The organism is Streptomyces krungchingensis (genome assembly GCF_054729265.1).
The window spans coordinates 2,860,789-2,872,007 of sequence record NZ_JBPUKY010000001.1 but is presented as its reverse complement, the minus strand read 5'-3'; the positions used below and the strand labels follow the sequence as shown (position 1 = coordinate 2,872,007).

General features: G+C 71.9%; 14 protein-coding genes. 8 read left to right on the top strand and 6 right to left on the bottom strand.

Annotation, left to right across the window (positions count from 1 at the left end; genetic code table 11):
- Complete coding sequence (locus ACSYGO_RS12825; RefSeq protein ID WP_460386713.1) at nt 1-753, top strand: nucleotidyltransferase domain-containing protein; 753 nt, start codon at nt 1-3, stop codon at nt 751-753.
- Here ACSYGO_RS12825 and ACSYGO_RS12820 read toward each other — a convergent pair.
- From ACSYGO_RS12820 to ACSYGO_RS12805, 4 genes are all read right to left on the bottom strand, one after another.
- Complete coding sequence (locus ACSYGO_RS12820) at nt 697-1,422, bottom strand: nucleotidyltransferase domain-containing protein (RefSeq protein WP_426682361.1); 726 nt, start codon at nt 1,420-1,422, stop codon at nt 697-699. The two genes, ACSYGO_RS12825 and ACSYGO_RS12820, sit on opposite strands and share 57 nt — an antisense overlap.
- A 21-nt stretch (nt 1,423-1,443) precedes the next feature.
- The gene (locus tag ACSYGO_RS12815; protein ID WP_460386712.1) at nt 1,444-1,908 is read right to left on the bottom strand and encodes a Rieske (2Fe-2S) protein; all 465 of its coding nucleotides are present in this window, start codon (nt 1,906-1,908) and stop codon (nt 1,444-1,446) included.
- Entirely contained in the window at nt 1,905-2,489 is a 585-nt protein-coding gene (locus ACSYGO_RS12810) for a DUF6529 family protein (RefSeq protein WP_460386711.1), read from the bottom strand. The genes ACSYGO_RS12815 and ACSYGO_RS12810 overlap by 4 nt, the downstream gene beginning before the upstream one ends.
- A gap of 116 nt (nt 2,490-2,605) precedes the next feature.
- Complete coding sequence (locus ACSYGO_RS12805) at nt 2,606-3,292, bottom strand: hypothetical protein (protein ID WP_460389706.1); 687 nt, start codon at nt 3,290-3,292, stop codon at nt 2,606-2,608.
- A 185-nt stretch (nt 3,293-3,477) separates the two neighbouring features.
- Here ACSYGO_RS12805 and ACSYGO_RS12800 point away from each other — a divergent pair, with 185 nt between their 5' ends.
- The 6 genes from ACSYGO_RS12800 to der all read left to right on the top strand — a co-directional run bounded on the left by ACSYGO_RS12800 (nt 3,478) and on the right by der (nt 8,632).
- Nucleotides 3,478-3,909, top strand: a complete 432-nt coding sequence (locus tag ACSYGO_RS12800) for a YidB family protein (protein WP_460386710.1) — start codon at nt 3,478-3,480, stop codon at nt 3,907-3,909.
- A 122-nt stretch (nt 3,910-4,031) separates the two neighbouring features.
- Nucleotides 4,032-4,394, top strand: a complete 363-nt coding sequence (gene aroH, locus ACSYGO_RS12795) for a chorismate mutase (protein ID WP_028805244.1) — start codon at nt 4,032-4,034, stop codon at nt 4,392-4,394.
- A complete protein-coding gene (locus ACSYGO_RS12790) occupies nt 4,391-5,476 on the top strand; it encodes a prephenate dehydrogenase (RefSeq protein ID WP_460386709.1) in 1,086 nt (361 codons plus the stop codon). The genes aroH and ACSYGO_RS12790 overlap by 4 nt, the downstream gene beginning before the upstream one ends.
- A gap of 239 nt (nt 5,477-5,715) precedes the next feature.
- Nucleotides 5,716-6,408 (top strand): (d)CMP kinase, encoded by a 693-nt coding sequence (gene cmk / locus ACSYGO_RS12785; protein ID WP_460386708.1) that lies wholly within the window; start codon nt 5,716-5,718, stop codon nt 6,406-6,408.
- A 53-nt stretch (nt 6,409-6,461) separates the two neighbouring features.
- Nucleotides 6,462-7,079, top strand: a complete 618-nt coding sequence (locus ACSYGO_RS12780) for a lysophospholipid acyltransferase family protein (RefSeq protein ID WP_426682373.1) — start codon at nt 6,462-6,464, stop codon at nt 7,077-7,079.
- A gap of 77 nt (nt 7,080-7,156) precedes the next feature.
- Nucleotides 7,157-8,632 carry a ribosome biogenesis GTPase Der gene (der, locus tag ACSYGO_RS12775; protein ID WP_432188159.1) on the top strand — a complete coding sequence of 492 codons (1,476 nt, stop codon included), beginning with the start codon at nt 7,157-7,159 and terminating at the stop codon, nt 8,630-8,632.
- 58 nt (nt 8,633-8,690) lie between these two features.
- Here der and ACSYGO_RS12770 read toward each other — a convergent pair whose 3' ends face one another.
- On the bottom strand, nt 8,691-9,080 hold the full coding sequence (locus ACSYGO_RS12770) for a hypothetical protein (protein WP_426680328.1): 390 nt from the start codon (nt 9,078-9,080) through the stop codon (nt 8,691-8,693).
- Between the two features lie 109 nt (nt 9,081-9,189).
- Nucleotides 9,190-9,963 (bottom strand): hypothetical protein, encoded by a 774-nt coding sequence (locus ACSYGO_RS12765; protein WP_426680327.1) that lies wholly within the window; start codon nt 9,961-9,963, stop codon nt 9,190-9,192.
- Between the two features lie 536 nt (nt 9,964-10,499).
- Here ACSYGO_RS12765 and ACSYGO_RS12760 point away from each other — a divergent pair.
- Entirely contained in the window at nt 10,500-11,168 is a 669-nt protein-coding gene (locus ACSYGO_RS12760) for a transglycosylase family protein (protein ID WP_460386707.1), read from the top strand.
- Nucleotides 11,169-11,219: the final 51 nt, after the last annotated feature.

Here is an 11,219-nt window from a genome sequence, read left to right as displayed (position 1 = left end):
ATGACGGACGTCCTCGACATCGACCTCAAGGCCGTGGTGGCGCAGCAGCCCGACCCGGTGCTCTTCGCCACGGTCTCCGGAGCCCACCTCTACGGCTTCCCCTCGCGCGACTCCGACGTCGACCTGCGGGGCGTCCACCTGCTCCCCACCGCCGAACTCGTCGGGCTGCGCGAACCGGAGGAGACCCGGTCGCGCATGTGGTTCGAGGACGGTGTCGAGATGGACCTCGTCACCCACGACCTGCGCAAGTTCGTCCGGCTGATGCTGCGGCGCAACGGCTATGTGCTGGAACAGCTCCTGTCCCCCCTGGTCGTGCACACCACGGCGGCGCACCGCGAGCTGGTCGCGCTCGCCCCCGCCGTGCTCACCCGCCATCACGCCCACCACTACCGGGGCTTCGCCGCGACGCAGTGGCGGCTGTTCGAGCGGACCGGCGAACTCAAGCCGCTGCTCTACACGTTCCGTGTGCTGCTCACCGGCGTCCATCTGATGCGCAGCGGTGAGGTGCAGGCCCATCTGCCCACGCTGCTCGGGTGCGTGGCCGAGGCCCCCGCCCGGCTGCCCGATCTGATCGCCGTGAAGGCGGAGCGGGAGCACGGCGCGGCCGACGTCGACCACGCGCGGGTGCGGGACGACGTGGAGCGGTTGCACACCCTGCTGGACGAGGCCCAGGACGCCTCGGCGCTGCCCGACGCCTCAACCGCCCACGACGCCCTGCACGATTTCGTCGTCCGGGTACGCCTGGAGGGCTGAGGCGCGGCGCACCCGGAACAGGAAGTCCTCCACACGGGCCCGGTCCGGCTCGTACGGGAGAGGACTGCCCGCGGCCGCCTCGTCCGTCTCGGCCGCCAGCCGGGTCATCCAGGCCTCCACCCGCTCCCACGGGACCTCGCCCCGCTTCACCGCGAGGAGCGGCTCACGCTCCTCACCGACGTCGATCCGGAGCTCGCCGGTGCGCAGGAGATCGCGGCACGTGGTGAGGAGGCGCAGCAGGTGCATGGCGTGCTTCCAGCGCGGGGCGCCGTGCCTGCGGACGTCGGCGTCGAGCTTCTTGCGCTGCCCCATGGCGTAGCGCGCGAACGTCTCGTGCGCCTGGCGGGACAGGAAGGCCTCGCGCAGGGAGAGCAGTTCGCGGCCGGTGGTGTCGGCGTACTCGACGAGCGGGGAGTGCAGGCACTCCAGGACGTTCGGGTTGGCGCGCAGCGCCAGGGTGCAGAACCGCTCCAGCTCCCAGCTGAACTGTTCCTCGGCCGGGCCCTCCACGTGCGTCGGCGGCTTCTCGAAGCGCCAGAAGAGCGGGGTGGGGACGAGGAACACGCCCCGGCGGTCGGTGTCGCTGGTGTCGGTGGCCAGCCCGAAGGCGCGTGAACCCATCACGCAGGAGTAGATCGTGTGGTCACGCACCAGGGCCGCGGCATCCATTCCCGGAGCGTACGTGCTGCCTCAGGTCAGCCGGATCGAATTTCCTTCGACGGTGATCTTCTTGGCCGGCAGCGGACGCGGGGCCGGGCCGGCCTTCACCGCGCCGTCCACGACACTGAACTTGCTCCCGTGGCAGGGGCAGTCGATCAGGCCGTCGACCACGGTGTTCACCGTGCAGCCCTGGTGGGTGCAGATCGCCGAGAAGGCCTTGAACTCGCCCTTCTTCGGCTGGGTGACGACGACCTTCTGCTCCTTGAAGATCTTGCCGCCGCCCACCGGGACGGCGGCCTTCGTGGTCAGCTCCTTGCCACCGGACGCCGCCGCGGACGGCGCGGCCGAGGGGGCCTTCGACGTGTCGGCCAGCGGGGCCTCGGAGGGAGACGACTCCGACTCGCTGCTGCTGTTGTCGCCGTATTTGCTGCACCCCGCGAGCAGTGCGGCCGTCCCTGTCGCGAGAACCGTGCGCCGCGTCGAGCGGTTGGTCATGTCGTCACTCCGAACGTACGGAAGAACCAGAGGGCAGAGGTCAGCCAGATGGCCGTGAGCACGGCGAAGACGAGGCCGCCGATGATCGGCAGCAGCCAGCCGGGCAGTCGCTCCGAGCGGAGCAGCAGCATCTTGGCACTGAAGACGCCGAAGAAGAAGCAACCCAGGAGGGAGTGCCACAAGACGCGCGATTCGTACGTCTGATAGCCCAATGCGTACAGACAGTGCACGGCGACCGGAACGGCCACGAGGAAGGCGATCCGGCCCGACCAGCGGTGCAGCGCCGGCGCCCAGCCCGGGCCCGGCAGCTTGCCGTAGACCATGAACGCCGAGACGACCTGGACGAGCGCGAAGAAGAACGCGGTCGTCGCGAGCCACGACTTCACGGCGCCCGTGCTGCTGAAGCCGGCGATGTTGAAGGCGGTCCCGGCCGGGTCGTGCACCTTGGCGTAGGCGCCCAGCCCGACGGCGACCGCCGCGGCGGCCAGGGCCGGGACGAGGTAGCGGGCCGGGTGCGAGCGGCGTCGGACGGGTCCCGGCGAGGGGAAGCCCTGGGTGGCGGCGTTCGGGTCCACGGTCATATCGGTTCCCTGGTCAGGAAGGACGGGGGTCCGGTGGAGGACGGGGCGGGTACCGGCACCGGTCGGGGTGTGGGTGCCTCTGCCGCCGTGGGGCGGCGGACGGAGCCCGGTGCGGGTCAGGGAGTGACTGGCTTCGCCGTGATCGTCCGGCCGTCGACCGTCACGGCGCCGGTCTCCGGGTCGATCCTGGGCGCGGCGGACGGCCTGCCGTCGCGGTCGAGGACGCCGACCTGCCGGCCGCCGGGCAGCACGATCCAGCCGCCGTCGATCTTCGCGCCGCGCACCGTGGCGGTCGCCCGGTACAGACCGGACGGCTTGACCGCCTTGTCGGCGGTGAATCCGTAGCGCCGCCCGCCCAGGTCGACGGTCCCGCGGATCCGCCTGCCGTCCTGGAGGGTGCCGTCGAGCTCCGCGCCGTTCTTCCCGGTGAGCTTCATGGTGCCGTCGTCCTCGACGTCGCCCTTCAGCCAGGACTCCTTGTCCCGTCCGTCGCAGAAGTAGGCGATCGCCCTGCCGTCGCGCAGTGAGACGGCGACCGCCGACGAGTCGTCGTCGGTACGGCCCGCGTAGTCGGCGTCGGCCGCGACGCCCCGGGACGGGCTCGCGGACGCCGTCGACGGCGCGGCCGGGGACGCGGGCGCGGATTCGCCCGGGCCGGCCGTCGCCCCGGGCGACACGGTCGCGGCGGGTTCCTCCTGCGTCGAGGACGCGTTCCTCGTCCCCGTCGTCGCGTTGAGCGACAGCATGAACACCCCGAGCAGCAGTCCCGCCAGCAGGGTGAGAAGGGGTCCTGGACGCTTCATGCGGGTCATACGGGCCTCCCCCGAGGCGAGCCTCCTGCCATGACAGCGGACGCGCGCCCCCGCGTCCAGAGGCGCACAGAGGCGTTCTCACCACAAGTGGCGGAATACGGCGATTCGCGTGAGATTGGCAGAGTCTGAGGCCGGGAGGCGACCTGCCCCCGGCCCTCCTCTGGAAAGGCGTGACCATGGCGGGTAACGATCTCGGCAGCCTGCTCGGCGGCCTCCTCGGCGGCTCCGGCCGGAGCGGCGCCGCGGGTGCCCCCGGCGCGGGCGACATCCTCGGCGCCCTGCTCGGAGCCCTGAGCGGCGGCGGCTCGGGTGCCGCGGGCGGCAATCCGCTGGGCGGCCTGCTGGACATGCTCACCAAGGCGGGCCTGGCGGAGCAGAAGGACTCCTGGGTCGGCACGGGCGAGAACCAGTCCGTGACCGGCGCGCAGATTCAGCACGCGCTGCCCGACGACGCCCTCAAACAGGTCGCCGACGAGGCCGGGATCACCACCGACCAGGCCGCGACCCAGATCGCCGAGAACCTGCCCACGGCCGTCGACAAGCTGACGCCGCAGGGACAGATGCCCGCGGGGTCCCTGGAGGACATCATCAGGGCGCAGAACCTCTGAGAACCACCGGTCCGCGGGGGGCCTTTGCCCGTCTCGGCAGGCGGGCGCCCCGCACCCGCGTGTCGCGGGCTGACTACGCTGGTGCGTTCAGACACGTACGTACATCAGCGAGGAGCATCACCGTGGCGGTACGAGCGGTCCGGGGCGCCGTCCAACTGGAACGGGACGAGGCCGGGCACATGGACGAGCAGGTCAGCGAGCTGCTCACCGCCATCCTGGAGCGCAACGCGCTCACCGCGGACGACCTGATCAGCATCTGGTTCACGGCCACGCCCGACCTGCACAGCGACTTCCCGGCGGCCGCGGCCCGGGGACTCGGCATCGTCGACGTCCCGCTGATCTGCGCGCAGGAACTGGACATCGAGGGCGCGATGCCCCGGGTCGTACGGGTCCTCGCGCACATCGAGTCCGACAAGCCGCGCGCCGACGTGGTGCACGTCTACCTCGGCGCCGCCGGCGCACTGCGCAAGGACATCGCCCAGTGAGGACCGCGCTCGTCATCGGGACCGGGCTGATCGGCACGTCGGCGGCGCTCGCGCTGGCTGCCCGCGGAGTCGTCGTCCACCTCGCCGACCACGACCCGGAGCAGGCCCGTACGGCGGCGGCGCTCGGCGCCGGCACGGACGAGCCGCCGCAGGGGCCCGTCGACCTGGCGATCGTGGCGGCCCCGCCCGCGCACGTCGCGGCCACGCTCGCGGACGCCATGCGCCGCGGGGTCGCGCGCGGCTACCTCGACGTCGCCAGCGTCAAGGGCGGACCGCGCCGTGAGCTGGAGGCGCTCGGCCTCGACCTGTCCTCGTACATCGGTACGCACCCCATGTCGGGCCGTGAGAAGTCGGGCCCGCTGGCGGCGACCGGCGACCTCTTCGAGGGCCGGCCCTGGGTGCTCACCCCCACCCGCGACACGGACACCGAGGTCCTGAACCTCGCCCTGGAGCTGGTGTCGCACTGCCGTGCCGTGCCGGTCGTCATGGACGCCGACGCCCACGACCGGGCCGTCGCCCTCGTCTCGCACATGCCGCACCTGGTCTCCAGCATGGTCGCCGCGCGCCTGGAGCACGCGGAGGAGGCGGCGGTACGGCTCTGCGGGCAGGGCATCCGTGACGTGACCCGCATCGCCGCCTCGGACCCGCGGATGTGGATCGACATCCTCTCCGCGAACCCGGGGCCGGTCGCCGACCTCCTCGCGGACGTCTCCTCCGACCTCGACGAGACCGTCCAGGCACTGCGCTCCCTGCAGTCCTCCGACGAGGAAAAGCGCCGCGAGGGCGTCGACGGCATCCAGGACGTGCTGCGCCGGGGCAACGCGGGCCAGGTCCGGGTCCCCGGCAAGCACGGTTCGGCTCCGCGCGTGTACGAGACCGTGGCCGTCCTCATCGACGACCAGCCCGGTCAGCTGGCCCACATCTTCGCCGACGCCGGGATGGCCGGGGTCAACATCGAGGACGTACGCATCGAGCACGCCACCGGCCAGCAGGCCGGACTCGTCCAGCTGATGGTGGAGCCCAAGGCGGTGCCGGTGCTGAGCGCGGCGCTGCGCGAGCGGGGCTGGGCACTGCGGCAATGACGGCCCCCCGGCCGGCCGTGGCCGTCCCGCGCTCCGCGGCGGTGACCCCGGCGGCCGAGCGCGCTCCCGGGGGCGCGCTGAGGCGTCCGCGGGCGGGCACGGCGGCCGGTCGCGGCGCGCGCCGGTGGTCCGGCCGCGGGAAGGGCCAGTGATAAGGGGTCCGCGGAGCCAGTAACCTTGGGCGGGGCGCGATCGTGCCCCCACACCCATCACCCCGTACCAGGAAGGTGTCCGTCACCGTGGAAAAGGCCGCCCGGACCGCTCCGGCTGTGATTGTCGCCATCGACGGCCCCTCCGGCACGGGCAAGTCGAGCACCTCGAAGGCCGTCGCCGCGCAGCTCGGCCTGAGCTACCTGGACACGGGCGCCCAGTACCGGGCGATCACATGGTGGATGGTGAGCAACGGCATCGACGTCGCCGACCCCTCCGCGATCGCCGCCGCGGCGGAGAAGCCGGAGATCATCTCCGGCACCGACCCGTCCGCGCCGACCATCACGGTCGACGGGACCGACGTCGCCGGCCCGATCCGCACGCAGGAGGTCACCTCCAAGGTCAGCGCGGTCAGCGCGGTGCCCGAGGTACGCGCCCGCATCACCGAGCTGCAGCGCTCGCTCGCCGCTACCGCCGCGTACGGGATCGTCGTCGAGGGCCGCGACATCGGCACCACCGTGCTGCCGGACGCCGACCTGAAGATCTTCCTCACGGCCTCCCCGGAGGCCCGTGCCGCCCGCCGCAGCGGTGAGCTGAAGGGCGCGGACGTCAACGCCACCCGCGAGGCGCTCATCAAGCGGGACGCGGCCGACTCCAGCCGCAAGACGTCCCCGCTGGCCAAGGCGGACGACGCGGTCGAGGTGGACACCTCGGACCTCACGCTCCAGCAGGTCATCGAGTGTGTGGTCACCCTCGTCGAGGAGAAGCGGGCCGCCAAGTGACCGCACCCTCCGAGAGGGGCGCCGAGGTCGGGCGCCGCATCGGCGTCGGCCTGATGTACGGGCTGTGGAAGCCGCGTGTCCTGGGCGCCTGGAAGGTACCCGCGACGGGCCCGGCGATCCTGGCCGTGAACCACTCGCACAACATCGACGGACCGATGGTCATGGGTGTCGCGCCCCGGCCCACGCACTTCCTGATCAAGAAGGAAGCGTTCATCGGGCCGCTCGACCCCTTCCTGCTGGGCATCGGCCAGCTGAAGGTGGACCGCGAGACCACCGACCGCACGGCCATCACCCAGGCGCTCGGCGTCCTGGAGAACGGCGGCGTCCTCGGGATCTTCCCGGAGGGCACGCGCGGCGAGGGCGACTTCGCCTCGCTGCGGGCCGGCCTCGCGTACTTCGCGGTACGCAGCGGAGCCCCGATCGTGCCGGTGGCGGTGCTGGGAAGTTCCGACAGGCGGGGCCGGTTGATAAAGGGGCTGCCCCCGCTGCGCAGCCGGGTCGACGTCGTCTTCGGCGACCCGTTCGACGCGGGCGACGGCACCGGACGGCGTACGCGCAAGGCGCTGGACGAGGCCACCACCCGCATCCAGAAGCAGCTGAGCGCCCATCTGGACGAGGCCCGGCGTCTGACCGGACGCCGGGAAAACGCCGGGCGCCCCACCGGGCACTAGGCGACACTTGAGTAGTGGATCTCCCGGAGGCGGGCGGTCCACCGATCACCACGAATGAACGACGAGGTACGGACTTCATGAACGACCACATCCAGCCCGAGGGCTCGGCAGAGCACGACCACGGGGCACTCGGCGACGTCGAGTACGCGGAGTTCATGGAGCTCGCCGCGGAAGAGGGCTTCGACATCGAGGACGTCGAGGGCGCGATCGAGGAGGCGGGCCACGGCCCGCTGCCCGTCCTCGCCGTCGTCGGCCGTCCCAATGTCGGCAAGTCAACTCTGGTGAACCGGATCATCGGCCGCCGTGAGGCGGTCGTCGAGGACAAGCCGGGCGTCACCCGTGACCGCGTGACCTACGAGGCCGAGTGGGCGGGCCGTCGCTTCAAGGTCGTCGACACCGGCGGCTGGGAGCAGGACGTCCTCGGCATCGACGCGTCGGTGGCCGCGCAGGCCGAGTACGCGATCGAGGCCGCCGACGCGGTCGTCTTCGTCGTCGACGCCAAGGTCGGCGCCACCGACACCGACGAGGCGGTCGTGCGCCTGCTGCGCAAGGCGGGCAAGCCCGTCGTCCTGTGCGCCAACAAGGTGGACGGCCCGAGCGGCGAGGCCGACGCCTCGTACCTGTGGTCCCTCGGTCTCGGCGAGCCGCACCCCGTCTCCGCGCTGCACGGCCGCGGCACCGGCGACATGCTCGACGCGGTCCTGGAGGCGCTGCCCGAGGCCCCGGCGCAGACCTTCGGCTCCGCGGTCGGCGGCCCGCGCCGCATCGCCCTCATCGGCCGCCCGAACGTCGGCAAGTCCTCGCTGCTCAACAAGGTGGCGAACGAGGAACGCGTCGTCGTCAACGAACTCGCGGGCACCACTCGCGACCCGGTCGACGAGCTCATCGAACTCGGCGGTGTCACCTGGAAGTTCGTGGACACGGCGGGCATCCGCAAGCGTGTCCACCTCCAGCAGGGCGCCGACTACTACGCCTCGCTGCGCACGGCCGCCGCCGTCGAGAAGGCCGAGCTCGCCGTCATCCTGATCGACGCGTCCGAGGCGATCTCCGTGCAGGACCAGCGCATCGTCACCATGGCGGTCGAGGCGGGCCGTGCGATCGTCCTCGCCTTCAACAAGTGGGACACCCTCGACGAGGAGCGCCGCTACTACCTGGAGCGCGAGATCGAGACCGAGCTCGGCCAGGTGGCGTGGGCGCCGCGCGTCAACGTCTCGGCGCGCACGGGCCGTCACATGGAGAAGCTCGTCCCGGCGATCGAGACGGCCCTGGCCGGCTGGGAGACCCGCGTCCCGACCGGCAGGCTGAACGCCTTCCTCGGTGAGCTGGTCGCCGCCCACCCGCACCCGATCCGGGGCGGCAAGCAGCCCCGCATCCTGTTCGGCACGCAGGCGGGCACCAAGCCCCCGCGGTTCGTGCTCTTCGCCTCCGGCTTCATCGAGCACGGCTACCGTCGCTTCATCGAGCGTCGGCTGCGTGAGGAGTTCGGCTTCGAGGGCACGCCGCTGCACATCTCGGTGCGGGTGCGCGAGAAGCGCGGCGCGAAGAAGAAGTAGCAGGACATGAGGAAGGGCCGGCTCCCCCGGGGGAGCCGGCCCTTCCTCATGGGCGGGGTCAGAGACCCCGACGCGGTGCGGGCGGCAGCGCGGCCGGGATGTGGTGCATCCCGGTGCTGTGCTGCCGCCCGCTCGGCTGCCAGATGGCCGTCGCCGTCGTGGTGTGACCCTGCTGCACGGCACTGTGCCGCGCGGAGTGCGCCCCCGCGCTGTAGGAGTTGTACGCGCCGTACGAGGTCGCACCGCGCGGCATGCTCCCGAAGGCCGTGAAGCCCAGATCCTCTTCGCCGTGCCGGTCACCGGGCAGGGCCTTGAAGGCCCTGACCCACTCGGCGCACAGCGCGTCGTAGATCGGTGTGGCCGATGGACCGCCCGAGGTGTCCTGCGCCGAACGCGCGGGCGGATCCGGCTGGAAGGGCCGGCGGCGGGGGGCTTCGTAGGTGTGCACGTATGTGCCAACGACCCCGCCGCCCAACGGATGCGGCCACCACGTCGCTTTCGCAGGTCAACCGGAGTGTGCCCGGCGCACTTTCGCGCCCGGGCTCCCCGGGGCCGGCTCAGGTGCCCGCGAGCGGCATGGTGGCGGCGACGAGCTTTCCGTTCGCCGCCGCCTTGTCCAGCGCGTCGCGCAGCAGGTCCTCGCGGGGCTGGCGGCCGATCGAGCCGACCGGGGCCGCGAACAGGAGCACCTGCTGGTGCTTGTTGGCGGCCGACCGCCAGCTCTCGGCGACCTGGAGCGCCTGGTGGGCCTGCCACCAGGCGACGGGGGAGCCACCGCCGGTGCCCGGCTGGAGCACGGCGTGCAGCTGGCCCATGGCGAGCAGCACGGACCAGCCGTGCAGGACCGGGGGCACCCCGTTCACCGCGGTCACCGGCATGAAGCCCTGCTCGATGAGGAGGGGGAGGAAGTCGTCGCCGATGTCGGTCGAGCCGGGGCGCACGATGGGGCCGGTCGGCTCGACGACGAGCGCCGGGTGCAACTCGCCGTTGATCAGGACGAGTCCGCTGGTGACGCCCAGCACGGCCTGCTCGGGAACGAACTCGGTGGGGATGCCGTCGGGGTGGATCGAGCGGACGGCGCCCTGCAGCTGCTCCTCGGTGACCTGCACGACCTGTGAGGGCAGGCAGGTGGCGTGGGCGAAGGCGAGGACTGCGGTCTCGTCGCCGATGAACAGGACGGTGCTGGTCCGCTCCTGTTCCGAGTCGCCCGGGGTGCGGCAGGACGTGCAGTCGTAACTGCCGGGGGCGTTCTCTCCGGCGAGCAGCCGGTCGGCTTCATCGTCGCCGATCTCGGCGCGTACGTCGTCGCTGACGTCGAGCATGCGCGGCACGGTGGCTCCTCGGGAAGGCGGTGCGCGGTGATGCCGGGTGGCTCCCGGCCCATGAACCCGGGGGATCCCGGCTCATGAAGATGACAACGGCCGATCTGTGGCCGGAGTCACGCCCGAGCACGAACGGAATCGAACCATCCGAAGCCCAGCGTGAGATCGCCCGCGGAATCGGTCACTCCCAGTCAACTTGTCGGAATGCCAAGGAAGTTGAGTCGGTGAAGTGGGTCACAGATCGCGAAGATGGCAGGTCGATAAATCCTGAAATCACCCAATGAAGTGGGTGGCCGAAAATCGACGATACTCGCGGTAACGGCGAACTGGCCTCGAATGACAAGGAGTTGGTTGATATCGGGGCGGTCGGCTCCCTAGATTCCTCGGCCGTGTGCAACGAGCACCGCTCGGGCAGGTCCGCCGGCCGAACCAACCAGCTCTCAGTACAGCCTCCGGCGGACGGGGCGGAGCGCGCCGACCGCGTCCCATGCGCGGGCCGTCGCGCCCCGCCCTGGGGGACCCCGGGTGTTTCGAGAGGGAATTACATGTCCGAATGTGCCGAGAACACCCATCAGGCTCGTACGGCCGGCAAGGCCCGTACGACGGCGGTCCTCGCCGGGGCGGTACTCCTCGCCCCGCTCGGACTGCTCGCCGCGAGCGGTGACGCCGCCGCGGCCGACAGTGGGGTGTGGGACCGCATCGCGCAGTGCGAGAGCGGCGGCAACTGGCACATCAACACCGGCAACGGCTACTACGGAGGGCTCCAGTTCTCCGCGGGCACCTGGCGCGCGTACGGCGGCACCGCCTACGCGTCGAGGGCCGACCAGGCCTCCAGGAGCGCGCAGATCGCCGTCGCCACCAAGGTCCAGCGGGCGCAGGGGTGGGGCGCGTGGCCCACCTGCGCGGCGCGCGCCGGAGCCTACGGAAACGCGCCCGCGTCCTCGGGCGCCGGATCGGCCGCGGGGACGGCCGCCACCAAGTCGACACCCAAGTCGGCCCCGTCGAAGCCGAAGCCGTCGAAGACGCCGGCACGCCCGACGGGCCACACCAACCGTGACGCGTCGCGCGGTGACTACACCGTCCGCAGCGGCGACACCCTGAGCGGTATCGCCGGACGGCACGGCACCACCTGGCGGAAGGTCTACGGCGCCAACCGGGCCGTCATCGGCGACGACCCCAACTTGATCGTGCCCGGGCTGCGGCTCGACCTCTGAGTCGCGCTCCCCCTCGTCCCGGGCACGCGGCCCCACCCGGTCCTCCGACCG

Excerpts from the sequence above, each read along its gene's own strand:
- ACSYGO_RS12825 (WP_460386713.1), top strand. The coding sequence starts at position 1 with ATGACGGACGTCCTCGACATCGACCTCAAGGCCGTGGTGGCGCAGCAG.
- ACSYGO_RS12820 (WP_426682361.1), bottom strand. The coding sequence starts at position 1,422 with ATGGATGCCGCGGCCCTGGTGCGTGACCACACGATCTACTCCTGCGTG.
- ACSYGO_RS12815 (WP_460386712.1), bottom strand. The coding sequence starts at position 1,908 with ATGACCAACCGCTCGACGCGGCGCACGGTTCTCGCGACAGGGACGGCC.
- ACSYGO_RS12810 (WP_460386711.1), bottom strand. The coding sequence starts at position 2,489 with ATGACCGTGGACCCGAACGCCGCCACCCAGGGCTTCCCCTCGCCGGGA.
- ACSYGO_RS12805 (WP_460389706.1), bottom strand. The coding sequence starts at position 3,292 with ATGAAGCGTCCAGGACCCCTTCTCACCCTGCTGGCGGGACTGCTGCTC.
- ACSYGO_RS12800 (WP_460386710.1), top strand. The coding sequence starts at position 3,478 with ATGGCGGGTAACGATCTCGGCAGCCTGCTCGGCGGCCTCCTCGGCGGC.
- ACSYGO_RS12780 (WP_426682373.1), top strand. The coding sequence starts at position 6,462 with ATGTACGGGCTGTGGAAGCCGCGTGTCCTGGGCGCCTGGAAGGTACCC.
- der (WP_432188159.1), top strand. The coding sequence starts at position 7,157 with ATGAACGACCACATCCAGCCCGAGGGCTCGGCAGAGCACGACCACGGG.
- ACSYGO_RS12760 (WP_460386707.1), top strand. The coding sequence starts at position 10,500 with ATGTCCGAATGTGCCGAGAACACCCATCAGGCTCGTACGGCCGGCAAG.